The sequence below is a fragment of the Pseudomonas sp. GW821-FHT07G06 genome (assembly GCF_058986625.1).
Window position 1 is genome coordinate 1 of the sequence record NZ_JBYSVW010000019.1, and the last position, 25,698, is coordinate 25,698.

A 25,698-nucleotide genomic window follows, 5' to 3' on the forward strand; every position below is an offset into this window, starting at 1 on the left:
GCCGAAGGCTGCGATCTTTTGATCTTGCTTTTGCGATCTGGAGATTGCTGAAGATCAAAAGATCGCAGCCTTCGGCAGCTCCTACAGATATTTTTTTTATCTGTGTTCCCCCGGGATTGCGTGATGAACCTTTTTTTTTTGGGGGGGGGCACAAACGAAAGAGTCCGTGTGGGCACGGACTCTTGGGGACTTTTGCATCGGCTTGTTGTAAGTGTTACGTCGGCTCGACCTGCAGGGCGACCCGCTCGCGACAAGGGCATTCGTCCATGTAGCGGTGAGCTTCGACCACCTCGGCAAACGGGAAGACCCGGGTCTTGAGCGGCAGCAGCACGCGGTCAGCGGTCAACTGGTTGATGTCGCGCAAGGCACGTTGCAGTGCGACCTGGTCCTGGATGATGCCCAGTTCCGGCTTGCCGGTGAAGTTGCCGATGCAGTGCACGAAGAACTGAATGTTCTTCTGGAACGCCGCGCAGGCCGGGAATGGCGTCTGGTTGCCGCCTTGCAGGCCGTACAGCACCAGGCTGCCGCGAGGCGCCAGCACATCGCCCAGCAACGACATCTGAGGACCGCCCAAACCATCGAAGACCACATCCACACCGCGGTTATCGGTGATCTTGTTGATCCGTATCAGCAGATCTTCTTCCTCGGTAACGATGACTTTTTCGGCACCCAGCGACAACAGATACTCACGCTCTTCTGCTGACTTGGTTGCGGCAATCACTCGAACACCCATGGCCTTGCCCAGTTGTACGAACGAAGGTCCGGCGCAATGGCTGGCGTCGGTCACCAGGGCGAACTGCCCGGGTTTGACCCGTGCCAGGTCGGCATAAGCAAAATAGGCGACCAGCAGAGGCGTGTAATGCACGCTGGCTTCGATCGGGCTCAGTACGTCCGGGTAACGGGTCAGCGACGAGCGCGGCAGGACAATCAGTTCTCCATAGACCGGATAGTCGTTCGGGCTTTGGGCCGGGAAACTGGCGACCTTGTCACCTATCGCCAAGTCATCCACACCCTCACCGACAGCCGTGACGATACCGGCCATTTCCTGGCCAAGGCCCGAAGGCAGACGGGCGTGGGACGACGCCAGGTTCTGGCGCCAGAGCGTGTCATACCAACTGATGCCAATCGCCTCGACGCGCACCTGCACTTCGCCCGGTGCAGGCAGAGCCGCCGCATGCTCTTCGCATTTGAGCACCTCGGCTGGACCAAACTTGTGAAAACGGATCGTGCGGGACATCGCAAACCTCGCCAAATGAACCTCTAATGCCATGAACTCTAGCTGGGCTTTCAACCCAACACTATCAGTGGGTATTAATAGTCGACATGCCTGTCATTGATTCCGCAGCGGCGGCGACATTGTCAAATGCCGCAAGAACCGAAGCCACCTTTGCAGGAAATCTGAATTACCCGGTGCAGAGTACCAGCCTTTCCCCGTAATATTCCTGCTGGCCATTGTTCTCATATGGCCGCCCACGTCAAGTTTGCTGACTCTGCCAGGACTCCAGATGAATCGTAATGACCTGCGTCGTGTCGACCTGAACCTGTTGATCGTTTTTGAAACATTGATGCACGAACGCAGCGTGACCCGTGCTGCGGAAAAACTCTTCCTCGGCCAGCCCGCCATCAGTGCGGCGCTCTCGCGCCTGCGCGGGTTGTTCGATGACCCGTTGTTTGTGCGTACCGGCCGCAGCATGGAGCCGTCCGCCCGGGCGATCGAGATCTTCGCCCTGCTCTCGCCGGCACTGGATTCGATTTCCACCGCGGTCAGCCGTGCGGCCGAGTTCGATCCTGCCACAAGTACCGCCGTGTTCCGCATCGGCCTTTCGGACGACGTCGAATTCGCCTTGCTGCCCATGCTGCTCAAGCGCCTGCGCGCCGAATCGCCAGGGATCGTGCTGGTGGTGCGTCGGGTCAACTACATCCTGATGCCGGGATTGCTGGCCTCCGGCGAGATCTCCATCGGCGTCAGCTACACCACCGACCTGCCGGCCAACGCCAAGCGCAAGGTCCTGCGCCGCAGCCAGCCCAAGCTGTTGCGCGCCGACACCGTGCCGGGGCCGTTGAGCCTGGATGATTACTGCGCGCGCCCCCATGCACTGGTGTCGTTCGCCGGCGACCTCAGCGGCTTTATAGATGAAGAACTGGAAAAGCTCGGGCGCAAACGTCATGTGGTGCTCGCGGTGCCGCAGTTCAATGGCTTGAGCACCTTGCTGGCCGGCACTGACATCGTCGCAACCGTGCCGGACTACACGGCCGATGCGCTGACGGCCGCAGGCGGTGTGCGCGCGGAAGATCCGCCGTTGCCGGTGCGCAGCTTTGAATTGCACATGGCGTGGCGCGGGTCGCAGGACAATGATCCGGGGGAGCGCTGGTTGCGGTCGCGGATTCAGATGTTTTTCGGGGATCCGGATAGTCTCTGAGAAGGCGGCGCAAGCCTGAATGAAAGCGGGCGCCCTGACTGGCGCCCGTTTTGTTGTAGCGAGTGGCATGACCGGCATCGGGCGCACCGACGTCGAACCGGGGAAGATCAGCAAAAGAATTTCGTATACCCTAGCGCTATCTCACTCCAAATGACCGCCGCCGTGAACCTACCCAAACTCAACGCACCCGACCTTGGTAACACGCCTTCGACTTCGGAAATCATCACCCGCCATCTGCGGGATGCGATAGTCGCCGGGCATTTTGCCGAGGATGAGCCGATCCGCCAGGACGACATCGCCCGCCAGTTCAATGTCAGCAAGATCCCGGTGCGCGAAGCCCTCAAGCGCCTGGAGGCCGAAGGGTTGGTGATGTTCCAGCGCAATCGCGGGGCGATGGTCACGCGGGTTTCCGATGCGGAGCTGGCGCAGATGTTCGAAGTGCGGATGTTGCTGGAGGACAAGATTCTGCGCCTGGCCATTCCGAACATGACCGAAGAGACCTTCGCCCGTGCCGAGCGCATCTGTCAGGAGTTCATCGGCGAGGACGACGTGGGGCGCTGGGCCGAGCTCAACTGGGAGCTGCACTCCTGCCTGTACGAGCCTGCGCAGCGACCGTTTCTGGTGAGTCTGATCCGTTCGGTCAACGACAAGCTGGAGCGTTATCTACGCATGCAGATGAGCTTGTCGGCCGGTAAGGAACGGGCCGATCACGAACACCGCGAGATTCTGGCGGCCTGCCGCGCCGGGGATGTGGAACTGGCGGTGAAGCTTCTGGACGAGCACATTGCCGGCGTCTGCACGACCCTGTTCGAGCACCTGCCCCACCCCCACTGACCGCTGTGGATGCTGTGCCGATTTCGTCATCGACACAGACTAAATCCATCAAGCCGACACCTCGCCGCACGGGCCACTCTTGCGTTCACTCAACCGAATGGACGTGGCCCTCCCATGAAACGCATCTCAGTGATCGACTCCCACACCGGCGGCGAACCGACCCGCCTGGTGACCGCCGGCTTTCCTGACCTGGGCACCGGCAGCATGGCCGAACGGCGCAAGGTATTAGCCGAACAGCATGATCAATGGCGCGCCGCCTGTATGCTGGAACCACGGGGCAGTGACGTACTGGTGGGCGCCCTGCTCTGCACGCCGGTGGACCCTGGCGCCTGTGCCGGGGTGATTTTCTTCAACAACACCGGTTATCTGGGCATGTGCGGCCACGGCACCATCGGCCTGGTGGCTTCGTTAGCGCACCTGGGCAGGATCGGCCCCGGCGTGCACAGCATCGAAACGCCGGTGGGCACGGTGCAGGCAACCCTGCACGAAGACCATTCGGTGAGTGTGCGCAACGTGCCGGCCTACCGTTATCGCAAGGCGCTGGCGGTGCAGGTGCCGGGCATCGGCCAAGTGGTCGGTGATATCGCTTGGGGCGGCAACTGGTTTTTCCTGGTCGCCGAGCACGGCCTGCGGGTGGCCGGCGACAACCTCGAAGCGCTGACCGCTTACACCTTCGCCGTGCAGCAGGCACTGGAAGCCCAAGGCATTCGCGGTGAAGACGGCGGCTTGATCGATCACGTCGAGTTGTTCGCCGATGACGATCACGCCGACAGCCGCAACTTCGTGCTCTGCCCCGGCAAAGCCTATGACCGTTCGCCCTGCGGCACCGGCACCAGTGCCAAACTGGCATGCCTGGCGGCCGACGACAAGTTGCAACCGGGGCAGATCTGGCGCCAGGCCAGCGTCATCGGCAGCGAGTTCGAGGGTTCCTACGAACTGCAGGGTGAGCGCATCGTGCCGACCATTCGTGGTCGCGCGTTCATCAGTGCCGAGGCGAGCCTGATCATCGAACAGGACGATCCGTTCGCCTGGGGCATTCGTCCATGAACGAGGGCCAGGTGGCCGATGTGATCGTGATCGGCGCCGGCATTATCGGCGCCGCCTGTGCCCAGGCGCTGGCCCGTCGCGGCTTGCAGGTGCTGGTACTGGACGCTGGCCTGCACGGGGCCACGGCCGCCGGCATGGGCCACTTGCTGGTACTCGACGACAACCCCGCCGAACTGGCCCTGAGTCAATATTCGTTGCAGCGCTGGCGCGAACTGGGCGCGGACCTGCCCGACAGCTGTGCCTACCGCTGCAACGGCACGCTGTGGCTGGCGGCCAATGCCGAAGAAATGGCGGTGGCCCACAGCAAATTCCTGAACCTGCAAGCCCAGGGCGTGGCTTGCGAACTGATCGGCGCCAATGCCCTGCGCCAGCGCGAACCGGAACTGCGCGAAGGACTGGAAGGCGGCTTGCTGATCAATGGCGACGGCATTCTTTACGCCCCGGCGACGGCCGGATGGATGCTCGAAACACCGAACATCCGCCAGCGCCGGGCACGGGTCAGTGCGGTCGATGGCAACCGCGTCTGCCTCGATGATGGTCGTTGGTTGAGTGCCGATGCCGTGGTATTGGCCAACGGTATTCAAGCCAACGAGCTGTGCCCGGAATTGCCCATCGAGCCGAAAAAAGGCCACTTGCTGATCACTGACCGCTACCCCGGCAGCGTCACCCATACCCTGGTTGAACTGGGTTACGTCACCAGTGCCCACAACGCCACGGGGCCGTCGACCGCCTGCAATATCCAGCCGCGCCCCACCGGGCAACTGTTCATCGGCGCCTCGCGGCAATTCGCAACCACCGACCCGCAGGTCGAAGGCTGGATGCTCGCGAAGATGCTCAAGCGTGCCGCCGAGTACATGCCGGGGCTGGCCCGGCTCAATGGCATCCGTGCCTGGACCGGTTTTCGCGCCGCCAGCCCCGACGGCTTGCCGCTGGTGGGCCAACATCCACAACGTCAAGGCTTGTGGCTGGCAGTCGGTCACGAAGGACTGGGCGTAACCACCGCCCCCGGCACCGCCGATTTACTGGTGGCGCAACTGTTCAACGAAACCCCGCCATTGGCCGCACAACCTTATCTGCCCCAGCGTTTTCTCGGAGAACCGGTCTATGCCTGAATTGTTGCTGGACGGCCACGCCCTGAAAGTCGCCGAAGGCACCAGCGTCGCCGCTGCCCTGGCGCTGGCCAGTGACGGCTGCACGCGCACCTCGGTCAGCGGTCAGCGCCGTGCGCCGCTGTGCGGCATGGGCATTTGCCAGGAATGCCGGGTGACCATCGATGGCCGGCGTCGCCTGGCTTGCCAGACCCTGTGCCGTGACGGCATGCAGGTGGAGACTCGCACATGAATGAATATGCTGATCTGTTGATCATTGGCGCGGGCCCTGCCGGGATGAGCGCCGCCCTTGCCGCCGCCCCCAGCGGCGCCCGCATTGTCATGCTCGACGACAACCCGCTGCCGGGCGGGCAAATCTGGCGCGACGGACCTCAAGCCAACGTGCCCGGTCAGGCCCGGCGCCTGCGCGAGCGTCTGGCGTCGTGCAACAACATCCGCCATCACGCCGGTACTCGGGTGATCGCCGCCCCCGGCGCGAAACAACTGCTGGTGGAAGATGACAACCATGGCTGGCTGATCAGCTACGACAAACTGATTCTGTGCACCGGCGCCCGTGAATTGCTGCTGCCCTTCCCCGGCTGGACCCTGTCGGGTGTCACCGGTGCGGGTGGTTTGCAGGCACTGATCAAGGCTGGTTTGCCGGTGCAGAACGAGCGCGTGGTGATCGCCGGCAGCGGCCCGCTGTTACTGGCCAGTGCCGCCACCGCCAAACAGCTTGGCGCGCAAGTGCAACGCATCGCCGAACAAGCCAGCCGCAGCGCCCTCGCCGGTTTCGCCGCGCAACTGCCGCGCTGGCCCGGCAAATGGCTGCAATCGTTCAGCCTGTTCGACCACCGCTACCGCACTGCCACCCACGTATTGGCGGCGCTTGGCACCGACCGAGTGGAAGGCGTGCGCCTGCAACAACAAGGCAACATCGTTGAGTTGGAATGTGATCGGCTGGCCTGTGGATTCGGGTTGATTCCGAACATCCAGTTGGGCCAGGCTCTGGGTTGTGCCATCGAAGATCAAGCCATCGCGGTGGATGCCTGGCAGGCCAGCAACCGCGCCGATCATTATGCGGCGGGCGAATGCACAGGGTTCGGCGGCAGTGAGCTGGCCTTGGTGGAAGGTGCGATTGCCGGCCACGCTGCGGTCGGCAATCTGCAAGCCGCCAGGCAATTGTGGCCGCGCCGGGCGCGCTGGCAGGGTTTTGCCAAGGCGCTGAACAGCGCGTTCGCCCTCGACCCGCGACTCAAGTCCCTGGCCCAGCCCGACACCCTGGTTTGCCGCTGCGAAGACGTGCCCTACGCGGCATTGGCCGGTCACTCTGACTGGCGCGAAGCCAAACTCGCCAGTCGCTGTGGCATGGGCGCCTGCCAGGGCCGGGTGTGTGGCGGCGCAGTGCAGCATTTGTTTGGTTGGCAGCCCTCGGCACCGCGCCCACCCTTCAGCCCGGCGCGGATCGAAACCTTGATGTCCCTGGACGATACCCCGCCGGCGTGATGACCACGCCTGGGGTTTCGGCCACGCTGCCGAGTCTCTATGATCCCGGGGGTCACCCTCAGACTCCCGGCGCCATGTATCCATCGCTCACCACCTTCAAACCTTGCGACCTGCCGACGCTGCTGAACAGCCTTCAGCCCATTGCGCCGTTGCTCGATACCTTGTCGGACGTGGTGTTTTTCATCAAGGACTGCGAGGCCCGCTACGCCTTCGTCAACCAGACCCTGGCCCGGCGTTGTGGTTTCAAACACAGGGACGAGCTGCTGGGGCGCACCGCCGAAATGGTCTTCCCGGAACGCTTCGGTCCGCTGTACACCGAGCAGGATCGGCGAGTGCTGTCCAGTGGTCGCCAACTGGCCGATCAGCTGGAGTTGCATTTGTATTATGGCAATCAGCCGATCTGGTGCCTGACCCACAAACTCGCGTTGAAGGATGAACAGGGTCGGATCGTGGGCCTGGCCGGTATCTCCCGCGACCTGCAATCACCGCAGTCGAACCATCCGGCTTTCCAGAAACTCGCCGCCGTGGATGCCCATATCCGCCGCCACTTCGCCCGCTCCATCAGCCTCGCCGAACTGACCGCCATCGCTGGCTATTCCGTGGCGCAATTGGAGCGGCACTGCAAACGGGTGTTCCAGCTCACCCCACGGCAAATGATTCACAAGGCGCGCCTGGAAGAAGGTTCGCGGTTGTTACTGCACACCGAGTTGCCGATTACCGAGATTGCCTTGCGCTGTGGTTACACCGACCACAGTGCCTTCAGCCGGCAGTTTCGGGCGCTGACCAGTTTGTCGCCGAGTCAGTATCGCGATAACCAGCGTTAGGCGGGTGATGAAGAGTGTTCTTCCGGGCCTCATCGCGAGCAAGCTCGCACACAGGGGATCGCATTTACCTTGCGCACGCGGTCAATTGTGGGAGCGAGCTTGCTCGCGATGAGGCCCGCCCATCCACCACAAAACCTGCAATGAACCGATAAGCAGGCACGCATCTCTCACCTGCAGGTGTTCCTTAAAGGGGCGCCTGCGCTACCGCTGCTCCCATATGTAACACCTGCCCCCGATACCTTGGCGTCACCGTGCCTCGGGTTGCACTGCTACAAAACCTCTACGCCAAGGCCTGACAACTAATTCACCCCTCGGACTGGAAATAGGCACGCTGATTGCTATTGTTAATATCGTATACGAAATCCCCAATACGATATTCAACAGCACTTCACGTCAACGAGGCCTCTATGAAAAACCCCGCATTTGCCGTAGCCCTCAGCGCTGTTCTCAGTACCTCCTTTATCGCCACTGCCCAGGCCGACAAGCTCGACGACATCATCGGTTCGGGCAAGCTGCGCTGCGCCGTGACCCTGGACTTCCCGCCCATGGGCTTTCGCGATGCCAGCAACTCGCCGGCCGGCTTCGATGTGGACTATTGCCGCGACCTGGCGAAGATCCTCGGGGTCGAGGCCGAGGTGGTGGAAACGCCGTTCCCGGATCGCATTCCGGCACTGGTCTCCGGCCGGGCTGACGTGATCGTCGCGTCCACCTCCGACACCCTCGAACGCGCCAAGACCGTTGGCCTCACCGTGCCCTACTTTGCCTTCCAGATGGTGGTGCTGACCCGCGACGACACCGGCATCAACGACTTCGACGACCTCAAGGGCAAAGCAGTGGGCAACACCAGCGGCACCTATGAGGCCATCGCCCTGGAGAAAGACGTGAAGAACTGGGGCTCGGGCAGTTTCCGAGCCTACCAGTCGCAAAACGATACCCTGCTGGCCGTCACCCAAGGCCACATCGATGCCACCGTGGTCACCAACACCGTGGCCGCCGCCACCCTCAAGTCGGGCAAATACAAAAACCTGAAAGTCGCCGGTAACGCCCCGTACGTCATCGACTACGTGTCCCTGGGCGCCAAGCGCAGCGAGTACGGCCTGCTCAACTACCTCAACCTGTTCGTCAACCAACAGGTGCGCACCGGTCGCTACCAGGAGCTGTTCGTTAAATGGGTCGGCACCGAGATCTCGCCGACCAACCTGACCGTGCCTCAGGTCTACTACTGAGATGTCCGGCATGCCTAGGCCAATGTCTCTGACCGGGCGCAGCCTGGTGACGGGTGCTGCGCAAGGCGCCCTGCTGTTCGCCGATGTCGGCTTGAGTTTCTGGGGCGGAGTCGATCCCTGCACGGGTGAAGTCATCGACCGCCATCACCCGCTCAGCGGCCAACACCTGGCCGGCCGCGTGCTGGCGATTCCCAGCGGTCGTGGCTCGTGCACCGGCAGCAGCGTGTTGATGGAACTGATCAGCAACGGCCATGCACCGGCGGCATTGGTGCTGGCCGAAGCCGACGAGATCCTGACCTTGGGCGTGCTGGTGGCGCAGACCATTTTCGCCCGTTCCCTGCCGGTGCTGTGCATCGGTCGGGAGGCCTTCGCCGCCTTGCGCGGCCAGGCCTTCGCCCGGGTCGAAAATGCAACGCTGAGCCTGTTCGATCACCTGCCGGGCGACGCCTGGCAGGCGCTCGACAGCCCATTACCAGACACTGCCAGCACCGCCTCGATCAGGCTCACCGAGCACGATCGGGCGCTGCTCGATGGCCGGCATGGCAAGGCCGCGCAAATGGCCATGCAGATCGTCCTGCGCATGGCCGAATTGCAGGGTGCCGACCACTTGGTGGATGTCACTCAAGCACACATCGACGGCTGCATTTACACGGGACCTGCGAGCCTGCGCTTTGCCGGGCAGCTGGTGCAATGGGGAGCAAAAGTGCGAGTGCCCACCACCCTCAATTCAATTTCCGTCGACCAGCGCCGTTGGCGCGAACTGGGTATCGACCCAGCACTGGGTGAACCGGCCAGTGCCTTGGGCGATGCCTATATGGCGATGGGCGCACAGCTCAGTTTCACCTGCGCGCCGTACCTGCTCGACACTGCACCGAAGGCTGGCGAGCAAATCGTCTGGGCGGAATCCAACGCAGTGGTCTACGCCAACAGCGTGCTCGGTGCACGCACCCTGAAATACCCGGATTACCTGGACATCTGCATCGCCCTCACCGGTCGTGCCCCGCTGATCGGCTGCCACCTGGACGCGCCACGCAAGGCTCGGTTGCAGATCGAGTTGCCTGTCCTCGGTGAACTGGACGATGCCTTCTACCCGCTGCTGGGTTACTACATTGGTGCCCTGGCCGGCAGTCGCGTGCCGCTGGTGCTGGGGCTGGAAAAACGCAAGCCGAGCCTGGACGACCTCAAAGCCTTTGGCGCGGCCTTCGCCACCACCTCTGCGGCGCCACTGTTCCACATCGCCGGGGTCACGCCGGAGGCCATTGACCCGGCGCAGGTGCTGGATGCGGACATTTCCATTGCCGTGGAAAAAATCCGCCTGAAGGACCTGCTGCCGAGTTGGCGCGAACTCAACAGTGCTCGCGATAACCGGGTGGATGTGGTGTCGCTGGGTAACCCGCACTTTTCCCTCAGCGAGTTCGCTCACCTGGCACGCCTGTGCCGGGGACGACAAAGACACCCGGATGTGGTGCTTGCCATCACCTGCGGCCGTGCCGTGTTGGAGCAGGCCCGCGAGGCCGGGCACATCGCCGTGATCGAAGCGTTTGGCGCGACCCTGGTCACCGACACCTGCTGGTGCATGCTCGGCGAACCCGTAATCCCCCTGGCGGCTAAAAACCTGATGACCAACTCGGGCAAATACGCCCACTACGCACCGGGCCTGGTCGGCCGCAAGGTGCACTTCGCCAGCCTTGCCGAATGCGTCGACGCGGCCTGCACCGCAACGGCCAGCGGACGTTTGCCGGCCTGGCTACAACCTGCTGCCCAACTGGAGAGCCCTGCGCATGTTTGACTACAGCTTCCAATGGCGCTCCGCCCTGCGCGCCTTGCCGGACATGCTTGCCGGTGCCATCGTCACCTTCGAAACCGCCGCGCTGTCGATGATCTTCGGCGTGCTGATCGCCCTGGCCCTGACGGTGATGCGCGAGGCCAAACACCCGTTACTGCGCGGGTTCGGCAACGGTTGGGTATCGATTGCCCGCAACACCCCGTCGCTGTTCCAGATCTACATCCTCTACTTCGGCCTCGGCTCGCTGAACCTGCACGTCAGTTCCTGGTTCGCCCTGCTGGCCGGGATCACCTTCAACAATGCCGGGTATCTGGCGGAGAACTTTCGCGGCGGCCTCAAGGCCGTGCCTGACACGCAGGTGCGTGCGGCGCGTTCCCTCGGCATGAGTGCCTTCCAGGCCTACCGCATGATCATCGTCCCGCAACTGCTGCGGATCGTGTTCTACCCGCTGACCAATCAGATGGTCTGGGCGGTGTTGATGACGTCGCTGGGGGTGATCGTCGGACTAAACAATGACCTGACCGGTGTGACCCAGGAATACAACGTCAAAACCTTCCGCACCTTCGAGTATTTCGCCATCGCAGCGGTGCTGTATTACTTGATTGCCAAGGCGATCGTCGCGGCAGCCCGGCTGATGGCCTGGCGGTTGTTCCGTTACTGAGGAGCTGTCCATGTTTTCCACCGATTTTTCCTCGAATGACCTGATGTTCCTGCTCAACGGTGCGTGGGTCACGATGCAACTGACGTTCTGGTCGATCATTCTCGGCTCCTTGGCCGGGTTGTTCTTCGGCCTGCTGCGGGCCTTGTTGCCACGGGCCAGCCAGCCGTTGGCCTGGGTGCTGGACGTGTTTCGCAGCGTGCCGTTGCTGATCCAGTTCGTACTGTTCAACTCACTCAAAAGCATCATCGGTTTGAACATCAGCGCCTTCAGCGTCGGCTGCATTGTGTTGGGGGTTTACGCTGCGGCGTACTTCACCGAGATCGTGCGGGCCGGCGTGCTGGCGGTGCCGTTCACCGTGCGCCGGGCCAGCCGTTCGCTGGGGCTGAGCTTCTTGCAGGACTTGCGCTGGATCGTCCTGCCGATGGCCACCCGGGTAGCGTTCCCCGGCTGGCTGAACCTGGTGCTCGGCGTAATGAAAGACACCGCCCTGGTGATGTGGATCGGCATCGTCGAACTGCTGCGCGCCTCGCAAACCATCGTCACCCGCATCCAGGAACCGTTGCTGGTGCTGTGCATCGCGGGCCTTATCTACTACGTCATGAGCCTGGTGGTCGCACGCCTGGGCGCTCGTCTGGAAAGAAGGTGGCAAGAAAATGATTGAGATCGACAACGTACATAAATCCTTCGGCAACCTCGAGGTGGTCAAGGGCGTCAACCTGACGGTGAACAAGGGCGAAGTGGTGTCGATCATCGGCGGCTCCGGCTCCGGCAAATCGACCTTGCTGATGTGTATCAATGGGCTGGAACCGATCCAGAAAGGCAACATCCGCGTTGACGGCGTCGAGGTCCATCACAGCGCCACCGACCTTAATCGCCTGCGGCAGAAAATCGGCATTGTGTTCCAGCAATGGAATGCCTTCCCGCACCTGACGGTGCTGGAAAACGTCATGCTCGCGCCGCGCAAAGTGCTGGGCAAAAGCAAGGCTGAAGCTGAAGAGCTAGCGGTGAAGCAACTGACCCACGTCGGCCTGGGCGACAAGCTCAAGACTTTCCCTGGCAAGCTGTCCGGTGGCCAGCAACAACGCATGGCCATCGCCCGTGCCCTGGCCATGTCACCGGACTACATGCTGTTTGACGAAGCTACCTCGGCCCTCGACCCGCAGTTGGTCGGTGAAGTGCTGGACACCATGCGCATGCTCGCCGAAGACGGCATGACCATGGTGTTGGTGACCCACGAAATCCGCTTTGCCCGGGACGTGTCCGACCGTGTGGCGTTCTTCCGCAATGGCCTGGTGCATGAGATTGGTTCGCCGGATCAGGTGATTGGCAATCCGGTGCATGCGGAGACTGCAGCGTTTCTGAAATCGGTGAAATAGCGACTGGCCCCCTTCGCGAGCAAGCCCGCTCCCACAGGTTTTGTGTACACCACTCATTCCTGTGGGAGCGAGCTTGCTCGCGATTAGGCCTTCACAGACAAAACAAGGAGCAAGCCATGCGCTCATCGAAAGTCATTCATGTAGTCAGCTGCCACGCCGAAGGCGAAGTCGGCGACGTGATCGTCGGCGGTGTCGCCCCGCCGCCCGGCGCCACCGTGTGGGAACAGTCGCGCTGGATCGCCCGGGACGAAACCCTGCGCAACTTCGTCCTCAACGAACCCCGCGGCGGCGTGTTCCGCCACGTCAACCTGCTGGTCCCGGCCAAGGACCCACGGGCGCAGATGGCCTGGATCATCATGGAACCGGCGGACACCCCGCCGATGTCCGGCTCCAACTCGTTGTGCGTCGCCACCGTATTGCTCGACAGCGGCATCCTGCCCATGACCGAGCCGCAAACCCGCCTGGTGCTGGAAGCGCCCGGCGGCCTGATCGAAGCCGTGGCCGACTGCCGGGATGGCAAGGTGCAACGGGTGGAAGTGAAAAACGTACCGTCCTTCGCTGATCGGCTGGATGCGTGGATTGAAGTCGAAGGCATCGGCTCGCTGAAGGTTGACACCGCTTATGGTGGCGACAGCTTTGTGATTGCCGATGCCAAAGGCCTGGGTTTCTCCATCCGCCCGGATGAAGCGGCCGATCTGGTCGCGGTCGGGCTGAAAATCACTCGAGCGGCCAACGAGCAACTGGGCTTCGTGCATCCGCTGAATCCCGAGTGGTCGCACATTTCCTTCTGCCAGATCGCCGCGCCCATCGTCCATGAGAACGGCATCGCCACCGGCGCCAATGCGGTGGTGATTCAACCGGGCAAGATCGACCGCTCCCCCACCGGCACGGGTTGCTCGGCGCGAATGGCGGTGTTGCAGGCCAAAGGCTTGATGCAGGTTGGCGAGCGCTTTGTCGGCCGTTCGATTATCGGCTCGGAGTTCCACTGCCGCATTGATTCGCTGACCGAAGTTGCCGGCCGCGCCGCGATTTACCCGTGCATTTCCGGCCGGGCGTGGATCACCGGCACCCATCAATTGCTGCTCGACCCAAGCGATCCGTGGCCACAAGGCTATCGCCTGTCCGACACCTGGCCCGGCGCCTGATCACGCAATCCCTGCCCCCCAGACCAACGGCCAGTAAAAACCCCTGAAAACCAAAAAAAGCACTAGCCGAGCATCGTCATTTTAAATATCGTATACGAAATACAATTAACGAACCGGAGGCAACAATGAGCAAGCGCATTAACTGGAGTGGCGTCTTCCCAGCGGTGACCACTCAATTCAACGATGACTTCTCCATCAACCTGGAAAAAACCCATCAGGTGATTTCCAACGTGATCCGCGACGGCGTGTCGGGCCTGGTGGTCTGCGGCTCGGTGGGTGAAAACACCTCGCTGACCGCCGAAGAGAAAATCGCCGTGACTGAGGTCGCTGTCGATGCCGCCCGTGGTCGCGTACCGGTGATTTGCGGCGTTGCCGAGTTCACCAGCCTACAAGCGGCCAAGGTCGCCAATGCCGTACGCCGGGTCGGCGTCGATGGCGTGATGCTGATGCCGGCGCTGGTCTACGGTTCCAAGCCGTTCGAAACCGCCGAGCATTACCGCTACGTGGCGAAAAACGCCGACGTGCCGCTGATGGTCTACAACAACCCGCCTATCTATAAGAACGACGTCACCCCGGACATCCTGATTTCCCTGGCCGACTGCGACAACGTGGTGTGCTTCAAGGACTCTTCCGGCGACACCCGTCGCTTCATCGACGTGCGCAACGAAGTCGGTGACCGTTTCGTGTTGTTTGCCGGCCTCGACGACGTGGTGCTGGAGAGCATCGCCGTGGGTGCCGAAGGTTGGGTCTCGGGCATGTCCAACGTGTTCCCGAAAGAAGGCGAAACCATCTTCCGCCTGGCCAAGGCCGGTCGTTTCGCCGAAGCCATGCCGATCTACGAATGGCTGATGCCGATCCTGCACCTCGATGCCCGTGCCGACCTGGTGCAGTGCATCAAACTGTGTGAAGCCATTGCCGGTCGCGGCAGCGCCTTGACCCGTCCGCCACGCCTGGCCCTGCCGGAAGCCGACCGCGTATTCGTCGAGCAGATCATGGCCAAGGCGTTGGCCAACCGCCCGGAACTGCCGGACGTCGGTCTCTGAGTGATTGCCGGGCGGGCCTTTACTGGCCCCGCCCGGCTGCCCGTTTTTTGCGTCTCAACAAGGTACGTCAGCATGTCGAATCCTCAACACACGCAAAGCGCAACCACACCCTCGGGACTCAAACGCGTGGTGGCCGCCGCCATGGCTGGCACCGTCGCCGAATGGTATGAATTCTTTCTCTACGGCACCGCCTCGGCATTGGTTTTTGGCAAGCTGTTCTTCCGCCAGACCGACAGCCCCATCGACGGCATCATCGCCGCCTTCGCCTTGTACGCGGTCGGTTTTCTCGCCCGACCGTTGGGCGGTTTGGTATTCGGTCACTACGGTGACAAATTCGGCCGCAAACGCCTGCTGCAACTGAGCCTGGTAGTGGTCGGCATCACCACCTTCCTGATGGGTTGCCTGCCTGGCTTCGACCAGATCGGTTACGCAGCGCCGGTGCTACTGGTGCTGTTGCGGTTGATCCAGGGCTTCGCTTTCGGTGGCGAATGGGGCGGCGCGATTCTGCTGGTGTCCGAACACTGCCCGGACAATCGTCGGGGCTTCTGGGCCAGTTGGCCGCAAGCCGGGGTGCCGGCCGGCAACCTGGTGGCCACGCTCGCCCTGCTGCTGTTGTCGTCGAACCTGTCTGAGCAACAGTTCCTTGCCTGGGGCTGGCGCGTGGCGTTCTGGTTCTCGGCGGTAGTCGTGTTGATCGGTTACTGGATTCGCACCAGCGTCGATGACGCGCCGATCTTCAAGGAAGCCCAGGCCCGTCAGGCCCAGACCAAACAGCAACAGCTCGGTGTGGTGGAAGTGCTGCGCCATCACTGGCGTTCGGTGCTGGTGGGAATCGGCGCTCGCTTTGCCGAGAACATCCTCTACTACACCGTAGTGACGTTCTCGATTACCTATCTGAAACTGGTGGTGCACAAGGACACTTCGCAAATTCTGCTGCTGATGTTCGGCGCGCACCTGGTGCACTTTTTCCTGATTCCCCTGATGGGCTATCTGTCGGACATCGTCGGGCGCAAGCCGGTGTACCTGACCGGCGCGGTGCTCACAGCATTCTGGGGTTTCATCGGTTTCCCGATGATGGACACCGGCAACAACTGGCTGATCATGGCCGCCATCACCCTTGGCCTGGCCATCGAGTCGATGACTTATGCGCCTTACTCGGCGCTGATGGCTGAACTGTTCCCGACCCACGTTCGCTACACCGCTCTGTCCCTGTGCTACCAGGTGGCGCCGATCTTCGCCGGTTCCCTGGCACCGCTGATCGCCATCACCTTGCTCAACAAGTACCAAAGCTCGACTCCGATCGCCTGGTATCTGGTGGGCGCCGCACTGATTTCCGTGGTGGCTGTCGGCCTGACCCGCGAGACCCGTGGCAAGTCATTGCGCCAGGTGGATGCGGAGTCGGCGGCGCGGGTTGCTGCGCTGGACCCAGCCTCGACTAGCCCACGCCGGGCCGATTCTCTGGCCTGAGTAAATCCCTGTGGGAGCGAGCCTGCTCGCGATGGACGTTAACGATACCGCGCTGATCCTGGATAAACGCGGTGCCTTTGAAACCATCGCGAGCAAGCTCGCTCCCACAGAGGTTTTGTGTTGCTACCCCATTTTTTCGACAGGAGCTTTTTTGATGTCTGAGATCCTTGGCCACAACTATATCGGCGGAGCGCGCAGCGCCGTCGGCGGCATCATCCTGAACAGCCATGACGCCAGCACCGGCGAAGCACTGCCCTACTCTTTCGTGCAAGCCACCGCGCAAGAAGTCGACGCGGCCGTCCAGGCCGCTGCGGCCGCCTATCCAGCCTTTCGTAATTTGCCGGCGACGCGCCGGGCGCAATTCCTTGAAGCCATCGCCGCGCAACTGGATGCCCTGGATGACGAGTTCGTTGCTCTGGTGACGCGCGAGACCGCCCTGCCCAGCGCCCGGATTCAGGGCGAGCGCGGCCGCACCAGCGGCCAGATGCGTCTGTTCGCTCAGGTCCTGCGTCGGGGCGATTTCTATAGCGCGCGCATCGACCGTGCCCTGCCGGAGCGTCAGCCGCTGCCACGGGTTGACCTGCGCCAGTACCGGATCGGCGTCGGCCCGGTGGCAGTGTTCGGCGCCAGCAATTTTCCGTTGGCCTTTTCGACTGCTGGCGGCGATACCGCCGCGGCCCTGGCCGCCGGTTGCCCGGTGGTGTTCAAGGCCCACAGCGGGCACATGGCAACCGCCGAATGCGTGGCCAATGCGATCCTGCGCGCCGCCAAGCAGACCGACATGCCCAAGGGTGTGTTCAACATGATCTACGGCGCTGGTGTCGGTGAAGCGCTGGTCAGGCACCCGGCGATTCAGGCCGTCGGTTTCACCGGTTCGCTCAAAGGTGGCCGTGCCCTTTGCGACATGGCCGCTGCACGGCAACAACCCATCCCGGTGTTCGCCGAGATGAGCAGCATCAATCCAGTGTTGGTATTGCCCGAAGCCTTGCGCGCGCGGGGCGAGAAAATCGCCGGTGAGCTGGTGGCATCGGTGGTCCAGGGTTGCGGGCAGTTCTGCACCAATCCGGGGTTGGTCATTGGTATTCGCACCCCTGAATGGACGGCGTTCACTGCGCGATTAAGCAACCTGATGGCCGAACAACCGGCGCAAACCATGCTCAATGCTGGCACCCTCGGCAGCTATGAAAAAGGGGTGCGAGCCTTGCTCGAGCATCCGGGCGTGACGCACCTGGCGGGCCACGACCAGCAGGGACATCAGGCATGGCCGCAACTGTTCAAGGCCGACGTCAGCCTACTGCTCAATGGGGATCCGCTGCTACAGGAAGAAGTGTTCGGGCCGACCACCATTGTCGTTGAAGTGGCGGACAAGGTTGAGCTGCGGCAGGCGTTGAACAGTTTGCACGGGCAACTGACCGCGACATTGATTGGCGAAGCATCGGATCTTCAGACCCATGCGGACCTGCTGATACTGCTGGAACAAAAAGTCGGCCGGGTATTGTTCAACGGTTACCCCACCGGGGTCGAAGTTTGCGATGCCATGGTCCATGGCGGGCCTTACCCTGCAACCTCCGACGCCCGTGGCACGTCGGTTGGCAGCCTGGCCATCGAGCGATTCCTGCGGCCGGTGTGCTACCAGAACTGTCCGGACGCCTTGCTACCCGACGCCTTGAAAAACGCCAACCCACTGGGGATTGCACGGCTGGTGGACGGCAGCAGCCAACGCGAGCCGGTTTAACAACACGACCTCCTGTGGGAGCGAGCCTACTCGCGAAAGCGGTGTGTCAGTCGACGAAAATGTTGAATCTGATGCCCTCATCGCGAGCAGGCTCGCTCCCACAGGATTGAGCACTTTGATTCAATCAGGCGAGCAAGGCCTTGAGGTCGTTGTACAGCGCCTCGGGAATTTGCACGCCTTCCACCAGGCTGCGTGCCCGCGCCGCGTATCGTCGTTGCGACGGCAAGCGTGCGCCCTGCCCTTCAATGCCCTGGAACAACGTTTCGGCCCGGGCCAAATGCTCTTCAGTGGCGTCCCCCAGAAAGCGCCGAGGGTCCAGGGCGATGATCAACTCGCCATGATACGGCGACGACTTGCTGCCCCCGTCGTAAGCCAACGACTCGGCACTGGTCAGGTCACCGATCAGCGGCCCGGCAATCAACTCCACCATGGCCGCCAGCGCCGAACCCTTGTGCCCGCCGAACGTCAGCATCGCGCCGCCATCCAGCACCACGTTGGCGTCGGTGCTCGGCTGGCCTTGGGCGTCCACGCCCCAACCTTCGGGAATCGCCTTGCCGGCACGCCGGTGCAGTTCGATATCACCACGGGCGATCGCGCTGGTGGCGAAGTCGAACACAAACGGATCTTGCCCCGCACGCGGCCAACCGAAGGCAATGGGATTGGTGCCGAACACCGGCAGTCGTCCTCCAGCCGGCGCCACCCAGGCGTGGCTCGGATTACACGCCAGCGCCACCAGACCGGCAGCCGTCAGCTGCTCGATCTCCACCCACAGCGCCGAGAAATGTACACAGCGGTTGATTGCCAACGCCGCAATGCCGTTGGCCCGGGTTTTCTGCGCCAGCATCGGGAGCCCCGCCTGAAACGCCAACTGCGAAAACCCACCGCCAGCATCCACCCGCACAATCGCCGGCGCCTGGTCGATCACCTGTGGCTCGGCATCGGCTGACACCTTGCCGGCCCGCAGGGAGTTCACACACCCCAGAATCCGGTACAAACCGTGGGAAGCACAGCCATCACGTTCGCCAACAACCACCGTCGCCGCCACCGCTTGTGCATGGGCCAGATTAAAACCGTTGTGCAACAAGATCGATTCAGCCAACTCATGGGCTTCGATCAGGGTCAGTCGGATCATGGTCATCTCCTTGGACAGACCGGTCAGAATGGCCTATCCGAGGCGTCATGGCTTGATGGGTTTGGGCATTGGCGGTGACGAAATTGGCACAGCGCAGGCAGCTCGCCCCCTTTAAACCAATGGCTGATGACGGGTCCCTGATTCTGATTGTGTAGAAGGCTGCTGGCCTCTTCGCGAGCAAGCTCGCTCCCACAGGGGATCATGTACACCACAGAACCCATGTGGGAGCGAGCTTGCTCGCGATGGACTATTGCATCCAATGCAACACACAATTGTCATCAATCCAATTGATCGCCGATTAATCAAAGGCGCAATCTAGAGGGCTGGCTAGGGCCTTATATCATTCCGAATGATAGTTACCTTCGCCCCATTCGATTCGTGAGATACAAACCCGCCGCGCATCATTCGCCAATCTCAACACATTGGCGGATGCATCCATGGAACAGTCATTCAAACATTTGCGCTTCCCGTTGGCTTTGTTGGCCGTCGTGGTGATCAGCGCTTGCGGCAAGGCCCCGGAAACCGCCGCCACGATGCCAGCAGCCAAGGTCAGCGTGGCCAAGGTGCTGGAACAACCGGTCAACGAGTGGGACGAATTCACCGGGCGCCTGGAAGCGCCGGAAACGGTCGAGATTCGTCCTCGGGTCTCCGGCCAGATCGATGAAGTGGCGTTCACTGAAGGCGCCCTGGTCAAGAAAGGCGACCTGCTGTTCCAGATTGACCCGCGTCCGTTCCAGGCTGAGGTCCGCCGCCTCGAAGCCCTGGTTGCACAATCGCGCGCCAATGCCACCCGCAGTGAAAACGAAGCCCAGCGCGGTGAGCGCCTGCGCACCAGCAACGCCATTTCCGCCGAGCTGGCCGATTCGCGCACCAGTGCCGCCCAGGAAGCCCGCGCCGCCGTCGGTGCGCTTCAGGCACAGCTCGACCTGGCCAAGCTCAACCTGAGTTTCACCCGCGTCACCGCACCGATCAGCGGCCGTGTCAGCCGTGCGGAAATCACCGCCGGCAACCTGGTGACCGCCGACACCACGCCGCTGACCAGCGTGGTCTCCACCGACAAGGTCTACGCCTACTTCGACGCGGACGAGCGTGTGTTCCTCAAGTACACCGAGCTTGCTCGCCAGGGCAAACGCGGCGCCACCACACCGGTTTACATGGGCCTGTCCAACGAGGACGGCAACCCGCACCAAGGCGTGATGAACTTCGTCGACAACCAGGTCAACCCGAAGACCGGCACCATCCGTGGCCGCGCCGTGTTCGACAACAGCGATGGCAGCTACACCCCCGGCCTGTATGCACGCCTGAAACTGGTGGGCAGCGGTACCTACAGCGCCATGCTGATCAACGATGAAGCGGTCGGTACCGACCTGGGCAAGAAGTTCGTGATCGTGATGGACGGCGACAACAAGACCGCCTACCGCGCGGTGGAACTGGGGCCGAAGATCGAAGGCTTGCGCATCGTGCGCAGCGGCCTGAACAAGGACGACACCATCATCGTCAAGGGCCTGCAACGGGTACGTCCCGGCTCACCGGTCACCCCTGAAGTGATTCCGATGGCCAGCGAACAAACCCTCGCGGCACTCGCACAACAACGCCAAGCGCTGGAAGCCAGCAACCTGCCCCAAGTCGCGCCTGCCAAGGTCGCGCCGGGCACGGTTGTGAAACTGGCTGCCACGACCCCACGCGGTTAAGGGATTTTTACGATGAATTTTTCCCAATTCTTCATTTCGCGGCCGATCTTCGCAGCGGTGCTGTCGCTGCTGATCCTGATCGCCGGTGCGATCTCGCTGTTCCAGTTGCCGATCAGCGAATACCCGGAAGTCGTGCCGCCGACCGTGGTGGTGCGCGCCAACTTCCCCGGTGCCAACCCCAAGGTCATCGGTGAAACCGTGGCCGCTCCGCTGGAGCAAGCCATCACCGGCGTCGAGAACATGCTGTACATGTCCTCGCAGTCGACCGCCGACGGCAAGATCACCCTGACCATCACCTTTGCCCTGGGTACCGATCTGGACAACGCGCAGGTGCAGGTGCAGAACCGTGTGACCCGGACCGAACCGAAACTTCCCGAGGAAGTGACGCGCATCGGTATCACCGTGGACAAGGCATCGCCCGACCTGACGATGGTGGTGCACTTGACCTCGCCGGACAAACGCTACGACATGCTCTACCTGTCCAACTACGCGATCCTCAACATCAAGGATGAGCTGGCGCGGTTGGGCGGTGTCGGTGACGTACAACTGTTTGGCATGGGCGACTACTCGCTGCGGGTCTGGCTCGACCCGAACAAGACCGCTTCGCGCAACCTGACCGCCACTGACGTGGTCACCGCCATTCGTGAGCAGAACCGCCAGGTGGCCGCCGGTGCATTGGGCGCTCCCCCTGCCCCGAATGCGCAAAGCTTCCAGCTGTCGGTCAACACGCAGGGCCGTCTGGTCAGTGAGGAAGAGTTCGAGAACATCATCATTCGCTCTGGCGAAAACGGTGAAATCACCCGTCTCAAGGACATCGCTCGCGTCGAGCTGGGTTCCAGCCAGTACGCCCTGCGTTCGCTGCTGAACAATCAGCCGGCGGTGGCGATCCCGATCTTCCAGCGCCCAGGCTCCAACGCCATCGAGATCTCCAACGAAGTCCGGGCGAAAATGGCCGAACTGAAGAAGAGCTTCCCCGAAGGCATGGACTTCAGCATCGTCTATGACCCGACGATCTTCGTGCGCGGCTCCATCGAGGCGGTGGTTCACACCCTCTTCGAAGCACTGATCCTCGTGGTACTGGTGGTGATCCTGTTCCTGCAGACCTGGCGCGCCTCGATCATTCCGCTGGTGGCCGTGCCGGTTTCGCTGATCGGTACCTTTGCCGTGATGCACCTGTTCGGCTTCTCGCTAAACGCCCTGTCGCTGTTCGGCCTGGTATTGGCCATCGGTATCGTGGTCGACGACGCCATCGTGGTGGTGGAGAACGTCGAACGGAACATCGAACTCGGATTGACCCCGGTGGAAGCCACCAAACGCGCCATGCGTGAAGTGACCGGCCCGATCATTGCCACGGCGCTGGTGCTGTGTGCGGTGTTCGTTCCGGCGGCGTTCATCTCCGGGCTGACCGGGCAGTTCTACAAGCAGTTTGCCCTGACCATTGCGATTTCCACGGTGATCTCGGCCTTCAACTCCCTGACCCTGTCGCCGGCGCTGGCTGCTGTGTTGCTCAAGGGCCATGACGCACCGAAAGACCGTTTCTCCAGGGTGCTGGACAAGATGTTTGGCGGCTGGCTGTTCCGTCCATTCAACCGTTTCTTTGAAAAGGCCAGCCATGGTTATGTCGGCACCGTTGCCCGTGTGATCCGCTCAAGCGGCATCGCCCTGCTGCTGTACGCCGGCCTGATGGTCCTGACCTTCTTCGGTTTCTCCAGCACCCCGACCGGTTTCGTACCCGGCCAGGACAAGCAATACCTGGTGGCCTTCGCGCAATTGCCGGATGCCTCGAGCCTGGACCGCACCGAAGACGTAATCAAGCGCATGTCCGACCTGGCGCTGAAGCAGCCTGGCGTGGAAAGCGCGGTGGCCTTCCCTGGCCTGTCGATCAACGGTTTCACCAACAGCCCGAACGCCGGCATCGTGTTCGTGACCCTCAAACCGTTCGACGAACGTAAAGACCCGAGCATGTCCGCCGGTGCGATTGCCGGTGCCTTGAACGGCCAGTACGCGAACATCCAGGAAGCTTACATGGCGATCTTCCCGCCGCCGCCGGTGCAAGGCCTGGGCACCATTGGTGGTTTCCGCCTGCAGATCGAAGACCGGGGCAACCTGGGCTATGAAGAGCTGTACAAGGAAACCATGAACATCATCGCCAAGAGCCATAGCGTGCCGGAACTGGCCGGCCTGTTCACCAGCTACACGGTCAACGTGCCGCAGGTCGATGCCGCCATCGACCGGGAAAAGGCCAAGACCCACGGCGTCGCCGTCAGCGACATCTTCGACACCCTGCAGATCTACCTGGGTTCGCTGTATGCCAACGACTTCAACCGCTTCGGGCGCACCTATCAGGTCAACGTTCAGGCTGAACAGCAGTTCCGCCTCGAATCCGACCAGATCGGCCAATTGAAAGTGCGTAACAACAAAGGCGAGATGATCCCGCTGGCGACCTTCATCAAGGTCAGCGACACCTCGGGCCCCGACCGCGTGATGCACTACAACGGCTTCATCACCGCTGAAATCAACGGTGCGGCAGCCCCCGGCTACAGCTCCGGCCAGGCCGAAAAAGCCATCGAGAAACTGCTCAAGGAAGAACTGCCGAACGGCATGACCTACGAATGGACCGACCTGACCTACCAGCAGATTCTGTCCGGCAACACCGCGCTGTTCGTGTTCCCGCTCTGCGTCCTGCTGGCGTTCCTGGTATTGGCGGCCCAGTACGAAAGCTGGAGCCTGCCACTGGCGGTGATCCTGATCGTACCGATGACCCTGCTGTCGGCCATCACCGGTGTGATCGCCTCCGGCGGTGACAACAACATCTTCACCCAGATCGGCCTGATCGTACTGGTGGGCCTGGCGTGCAAGAACGCGATCCTGATCGTCGAGTTCGCCAAGGACAAACAGCTGGAGGGCCTCAACCCGCTGGCCGCGGTACTGGAAGCTTGCCGTCTGCGTCTGCGGCCGATCCTGATGACCTCCTTCGCGTTCATCATGGGTGTTGTGCCGTTGGTGTTCTCCAGCGGTGCCGGTGCCGAAATGCGTCACGCCATGGGTGTGGCGGTGTTCTCCGGGATGCTCGGGGTGACCTTCTTCGGTCTGTTGCTGACGCCAGTGTTCTACGTATTGATTCGTAACTTTGTCGAGCGTGGCCAGGCGCGCAAAGCCGCCAAGGTCGCCCTGAAGCTGGAGTCGCACTGATGAGTTTGAAAGCCTTCCTGCCGAGCCTGCTGGTGCTGGCCTTGAGTGCCTGTGCCGTGGGTCCGGATTACCAGACGCCCAACACCGAGGCGGCCAACATCACGGCCGCCACCGATGGCGCCGCCGGCCAGAAGAACTTTGACCGTTCGCGTTTCGAAGGCATCTGGTGGCAGCAGTTCGAAGACCCGACCCTCAATCAGTTGGTGACGCAATCACTCAAGGGCAACCGTGATTTGCGCGTCGCTTTTGCCCGCTGGAAAGCCGCACGGGCCATCCGCGATGACATCAGTAACGACAACTTGCCGGTCGTCACCAGCCGTGTCAGCAGTGACTTGGGCAAGGGGCAGATTCCGGGCCAGACCACCGACCGGGTCAACAGCGAACGCTACGACCTGGGCCTGGACATGGCCTGGGAGATCGATCTGTTTGGCCGTATCCAGCGCAACCTGGAATCGGCGAATGCCGAGCAACAGTCGCTTGAAGCCGATCTGTACCAGCTGCAGGTGAGCATGATTGCCGAACTGGTGGATGCCTACGGTCAACTGCGCGGCGCGCAACTGCGGGAAAAGATCGCCCTGGCCAACCTGGAGAACCAGCAGGAGTCGCGCAAGATCACCATCAACCTGCGGGATGCCGGCGTCGGCGATCAGCTCGATGTGGAACGTGCCGATGCCCGCCTGGCGTCGGTCGAGGCCAGCGTGCCGCAATTGCAAGCCGAGCAGGTTCGGGAGAAGAACCGTATCGCCACGCTGCTGGGCGAGCGTCCGGACAAGTTGACCGTGGACTTGAGCCCGAAAGACTTGCCGGCGATTGCCAAGGCCTTGCCGATCGGTAATCCGGGTGAACTGCTGCAACGTCGCCCGGACATTCGCAGTGCCGAGCGCCAATTGGCGTCGGCCACGGCGCGGATCGGCGTGGCCAAGGCCGACCTGTTCCCGCAAGTCAGTCTCAGCGGCTTCCTTGGTTTCACCGCCGGGCGTGGTTCGCAAATCGGTTCCTCGGCGGCCAACGCCTGGGCGCTCGGCCCGAGCATCACCTGGGCAGCGTTTGACCTGGGCAGCGTGCGCGCCCGTTTGCGCGCCGCCGACGCCGATGCCGAAGGCGCCCTGGCGACTTACGAGCAGCAAGTGTTGCTGGCCCTGGAAGAATCGGAAAACGCCTTCAGCGACTACGGCAAACGCCAACAGCGCCTGATTTCGCTGATTCGCCAGAGCGAGTCCAGTCGTTCCGCAGCCGATCTCGCCGAGATTCGCTACCGCGAAGGCACCGCCGATTTCCTCGTGCTGCTCGACGCCCAGCGTGAACGCCTGGCGGCCGAGGACACCCAGGCCCAGGCTGAAGTCGACCTGTATCGCGGCATCGTCGCGATCTACAAGGCCCTCGGTGGCGGCTGGCAGCCCGAGACGGTCGCCAGCAATTAACCCGATGTTTTAAAGCGCTCCTTTGGTTGGCCGCAACCAACCAATTCCTTTGCCCTGCGTCTCATTCGGTCGCGGGGCTTTTTTTGCCCGAAGCACAAATCCTT

General features: G+C 62.1%; 21 protein-coding genes. 19 read left to right on the plus strand and 2 right to left on the minus strand.

Going from position 1 to position 25,698, the window contains the following annotated elements:
- Positions 1 to 214: 214 nt before the first annotated feature.
- Positions 215 to 1,237 carry a zinc-dependent alcohol dehydrogenase family protein gene (locus AC3WJW_RS25365; RefSeq protein WP_493727872.1) on the minus strand — a complete coding sequence of 341 codons (1,023 nt, stop codon included), beginning with the start codon at positions 1,235 to 1,237 and terminating at the stop codon, positions 215 to 217.
- A gap of 268 nt (positions 1,238 to 1,505) precedes the next feature.
- On the opposite strand from AC3WJW_RS25365, the gene AC3WJW_RS25370 reads away from it, so the two are divergent.
- The 16 genes from AC3WJW_RS25370 to AC3WJW_RS25445 all read left to right on the plus strand — a co-directional run bounded on the left by AC3WJW_RS25370 (position 1,506) and on the right by AC3WJW_RS25445 (position 18,158).
- Positions 1,506 to 2,420: a LysR family transcriptional regulator gene (locus tag AC3WJW_RS25370; RefSeq protein ID WP_053160139.1), complete on the plus strand. Its 915-nt coding sequence runs from the start codon at positions 1,506 to 1,508 to the stop codon at positions 2,418 to 2,420.
- Between the two features lie 150 nt (positions 2,421 to 2,570).
- Positions 2,571 to 3,254: a GntR family transcriptional regulator gene (locus AC3WJW_RS25375; protein ID WP_095966743.1), complete on the plus strand. Its 684-nt coding sequence runs from the start codon at positions 2,571 to 2,573 to the stop codon at positions 3,252 to 3,254.
- 114 nt (positions 3,255 to 3,368) lie between these two features.
- Complete coding sequence (locus tag AC3WJW_RS25380; protein ID WP_493727873.1) at positions 3,369 to 4,301, plus strand: 4-hydroxyproline epimerase; 933 nt, start codon at positions 3,369 to 3,371, stop codon at positions 4,299 to 4,301.
- Positions 4,298 to 5,413, plus strand: coding sequence for an NAD(P)/FAD-dependent oxidoreductase (locus tag AC3WJW_RS25385; RefSeq protein WP_493727874.1), 1,116 nt, complete (start codon positions 4,298 to 4,300; stop codon positions 5,411 to 5,413). Before AC3WJW_RS25380 ends, AC3WJW_RS25385 begins: the two co-directional genes overlap by 4 nt.
- Positions 5,406 to 5,642, plus strand: a complete 237-nt coding sequence (locus AC3WJW_RS25390) for a 2Fe-2S iron-sulfur cluster-binding protein (protein ID WP_493727875.1) — start codon at positions 5,406 to 5,408, stop codon at positions 5,640 to 5,642. The genes AC3WJW_RS25385 and AC3WJW_RS25390 overlap by 8 nt, the downstream gene beginning before the upstream one ends.
- Positions 5,639 to 6,895, plus strand: coding sequence for an FAD-dependent oxidoreductase (locus AC3WJW_RS25395; RefSeq protein ID WP_493727876.1), 1,257 nt, complete (start codon positions 5,639 to 5,641; stop codon positions 6,893 to 6,895). Before AC3WJW_RS25390 ends, AC3WJW_RS25395 begins: the two co-directional genes overlap by 4 nt.
- Positions 6,896 to 6,969: 74 nt before the next feature.
- Positions 6,970 to 7,719 carry an AraC family transcriptional regulator gene (locus AC3WJW_RS25400; RefSeq protein ID WP_102701648.1) on the plus strand — a complete coding sequence of 250 codons (750 nt, stop codon included), beginning with the start codon at positions 6,970 to 6,972 and terminating at the stop codon, positions 7,717 to 7,719.
- 407 nt (positions 7,720 to 8,126) lie between these two features.
- Positions 8,127 to 8,945, plus strand: coding sequence for an ABC transporter substrate-binding protein (locus AC3WJW_RS25405; protein WP_126045791.1), 819 nt, complete (start codon positions 8,127 to 8,129; stop codon positions 8,943 to 8,945).
- A 10-nt stretch (positions 8,946 to 8,955) separates the two neighbouring features.
- On the plus strand, positions 8,956 to 10,734 hold the full coding sequence (gene lhpI, locus AC3WJW_RS25410; protein WP_493727877.1) for a cis-3-hydroxy-L-proline dehydratase: 1,779 nt from the start codon (positions 8,956 to 8,958) through the stop codon (positions 10,732 to 10,734).
- Positions 10,727 to 11,392, plus strand: a complete 666-nt coding sequence (locus AC3WJW_RS25415) for an amino acid ABC transporter permease (protein ID WP_007997725.1) — start codon at positions 10,727 to 10,729, stop codon at positions 11,390 to 11,392. Before lhpI ends, AC3WJW_RS25415 begins: the two co-directional genes overlap by 8 nt.
- A gap of 10 nt (positions 11,393 to 11,402) precedes the next feature.
- Positions 11,403 to 12,053 (plus strand): amino acid ABC transporter permease, encoded by a 651-nt coding sequence (locus AC3WJW_RS25420; protein ID WP_007997727.1) that lies wholly within the window; start codon positions 11,403 to 11,405, stop codon positions 12,051 to 12,053.
- Positions 12,046 to 12,768: an amino acid ABC transporter ATP-binding protein gene (locus AC3WJW_RS25425; RefSeq protein ID WP_047530195.1), complete on the plus strand. Its 723-nt coding sequence runs from the start codon at positions 12,046 to 12,048 to the stop codon at positions 12,766 to 12,768. The genes AC3WJW_RS25420 and AC3WJW_RS25425 overlap by 8 nt, the downstream gene beginning before the upstream one ends.
- A gap of 116 nt (positions 12,769 to 12,884) precedes the next feature.
- Positions 12,885 to 13,913, plus strand: coding sequence for a trans-3-hydroxy-L-proline dehydratase (locus AC3WJW_RS25430; RefSeq protein ID WP_008018645.1), 1,029 nt, complete (start codon positions 12,885 to 12,887; stop codon positions 13,911 to 13,913).
- A 125-nt stretch (positions 13,914 to 14,038) separates the two neighbouring features.
- Entirely contained in the window at positions 14,039 to 14,956 is a 918-nt protein-coding gene (locus tag AC3WJW_RS25435; protein WP_095966736.1) for a dihydrodipicolinate synthase family protein, read from the plus strand.
- A gap of 72 nt (positions 14,957 to 15,028) precedes the next feature.
- Positions 15,029 to 16,423, plus strand: coding sequence for a fosfomycin efflux MFS transporter AbaF (gene abaF / locus AC3WJW_RS25440; RefSeq protein WP_493727878.1), 1,395 nt, complete (start codon positions 15,029 to 15,031; stop codon positions 16,421 to 16,423).
- 154 nt (positions 16,424 to 16,577) lie between these two features.
- On the plus strand, positions 16,578 to 18,158 hold the full coding sequence (locus AC3WJW_RS25445; RefSeq protein ID WP_493727879.1) for an aldehyde dehydrogenase (NADP(+)): 1,581 nt from the start codon (positions 16,578 to 16,580) through the stop codon (positions 18,156 to 18,158).
- 124 nt (positions 18,159 to 18,282) lie between these two features.
- Here the strand turns inward: AC3WJW_RS25445 and AC3WJW_RS25450 are convergent, their stop codons facing one another.
- Entirely contained in the window at positions 18,283 to 19,290 is a 1,008-nt protein-coding gene (locus AC3WJW_RS25450) for an Ldh family oxidoreductase (RefSeq protein ID WP_493727880.1), read from the minus strand.
- 437 nt (positions 19,291 to 19,727) lie between these two features.
- Here AC3WJW_RS25450 and mexE point away from each other — a divergent pair, with 437 nt between their 5' ends.
- Genes mexE through AC3WJW_RS25465 form a run of 3 tightly spaced genes read left to right on the plus strand, consistent with a single transcriptional unit; the run spans position 19,728 to position 25,594 of the window.
- Complete coding sequence (gene mexE / locus AC3WJW_RS25455; RefSeq protein ID WP_007970593.1) at positions 19,728 to 20,981, plus strand: multidrug efflux RND transporter periplasmic adaptor subunit MexE; 1,254 nt, start codon at positions 19,728 to 19,730, stop codon at positions 20,979 to 20,981.
- A gap of 12 nt (positions 20,982 to 20,993) precedes the next feature.
- Entirely contained in the window at positions 20,994 to 24,173 is a 3,180-nt protein-coding gene (locus AC3WJW_RS25460; protein WP_493727881.1) for an efflux RND transporter permease subunit, read from the plus strand.
- Entirely contained in the window at positions 24,173 to 25,594 is a 1,422-nt protein-coding gene (locus AC3WJW_RS25465) for an efflux transporter outer membrane subunit (protein ID WP_041474859.1), read from the plus strand. The genes AC3WJW_RS25460 and AC3WJW_RS25465 overlap by 1 nt, the downstream gene beginning before the upstream one ends.
- Positions 25,595 to 25,698 lie beyond the last annotated feature (104 nt).

What these genes read in the sequence shown, in the direction of transcription:
- AC3WJW_RS25445 (WP_493727879.1), top strand. Translation starts at nt 16,578, where the DNA reads ATGTCTGAGATCCTTGGCCACAACTATATCGGCGGAGCGCGCAGCGCC.
- AC3WJW_RS25425 (WP_047530195.1), top strand. Translation starts at nt 12,046, where the DNA reads ATGATTGAGATCGACAACGTACATAAATCCTTCGGCAACCTCGAGGTG.
- AC3WJW_RS25465 (WP_041474859.1), top strand. Translation starts at nt 24,173, where the DNA reads ATGAGTTTGAAAGCCTTCCTGCCGAGCCTGCTGGTGCTGGCCTTGAGT.
- AC3WJW_RS25390 (WP_493727875.1), top strand. Translation starts at nt 5,406, where the DNA reads ATGCCTGAATTGTTGCTGGACGGCCACGCCCTGAAAGTCGCCGAAGGC.
- AC3WJW_RS25375 (WP_095966743.1), top strand. Translation starts at nt 2,571, where the DNA reads ATGACCGCCGCCGTGAACCTACCCAAACTCAACGCACCCGACCTTGGT.
- AC3WJW_RS25415 (WP_007997725.1), top strand. Translation starts at nt 10,727, where the DNA reads ATGTTTGACTACAGCTTCCAATGGCGCTCCGCCCTGCGCGCCTTGCCG.
- lhpI (WP_493727877.1), top strand. Translation starts at nt 8,956, where the DNA reads ATGCCTAGGCCAATGTCTCTGACCGGGCGCAGCCTGGTGACGGGTGCT.
- AC3WJW_RS25385 (WP_493727874.1), top strand. Translation starts at nt 4,298, where the DNA reads ATGAACGAGGGCCAGGTGGCCGATGTGATCGTGATCGGCGCCGGCATT.
- abaF (WP_493727878.1), top strand. Translation starts at nt 15,029, where the DNA reads ATGTCGAATCCTCAACACACGCAAAGCGCAACCACACCCTCGGGACTC.
- AC3WJW_RS25380 (WP_493727873.1), top strand. Translation starts at nt 3,369, where the DNA reads ATGAAACGCATCTCAGTGATCGACTCCCACACCGGCGGCGAACCGACC.
- AC3WJW_RS25405 (WP_126045791.1), top strand. Translation starts at nt 8,127, where the DNA reads ATGAAAAACCCCGCATTTGCCGTAGCCCTCAGCGCTGTTCTCAGTACC.
- AC3WJW_RS25460 (WP_493727881.1), top strand. Translation starts at nt 20,994, where the DNA reads ATGAATTTTTCCCAATTCTTCATTTCGCGGCCGATCTTCGCAGCGGTG.
- AC3WJW_RS25395 (WP_493727876.1), top strand. Translation starts at nt 5,639, where the DNA reads ATGAATGAATATGCTGATCTGTTGATCATTGGCGCGGGCCCTGCCGGG.
- AC3WJW_RS25400 (WP_102701648.1), top strand. Translation starts at nt 6,970, where the DNA reads ATGTATCCATCGCTCACCACCTTCAAACCTTGCGACCTGCCGACGCTG.
- AC3WJW_RS25435 (WP_095966736.1), top strand. Translation starts at nt 14,039, where the DNA reads ATGAGCAAGCGCATTAACTGGAGTGGCGTCTTCCCAGCGGTGACCACT.
- AC3WJW_RS25370 (WP_053160139.1), top strand. Translation starts at nt 1,506, where the DNA reads ATGAATCGTAATGACCTGCGTCGTGTCGACCTGAACCTGTTGATCGTT.
- AC3WJW_RS25365 (WP_493727872.1), bottom strand. Translation starts at nt 1,237, where the DNA reads ATGTCCCGCACGATCCGTTTTCACAAGTTTGGTCCAGCCGAGGTGCTC.
- mexE (WP_007970593.1), top strand. Translation starts at nt 19,728, where the DNA reads ATGGAACAGTCATTCAAACATTTGCGCTTCCCGTTGGCTTTGTTGGCC.
- AC3WJW_RS25420 (WP_007997727.1), top strand. Translation starts at nt 11,403, where the DNA reads ATGTTTTCCACCGATTTTTCCTCGAATGACCTGATGTTCCTGCTCAAC.
- AC3WJW_RS25450 (WP_493727880.1), bottom strand. Translation starts at nt 19,290, where the DNA reads ATGATCCGACTGACCCTGATCGAAGCCCATGAGTTGGCTGAATCGATC.
- AC3WJW_RS25430 (WP_008018645.1), top strand. Translation starts at nt 12,885, where the DNA reads ATGCGCTCATCGAAAGTCATTCATGTAGTCAGCTGCCACGCCGAAGGC.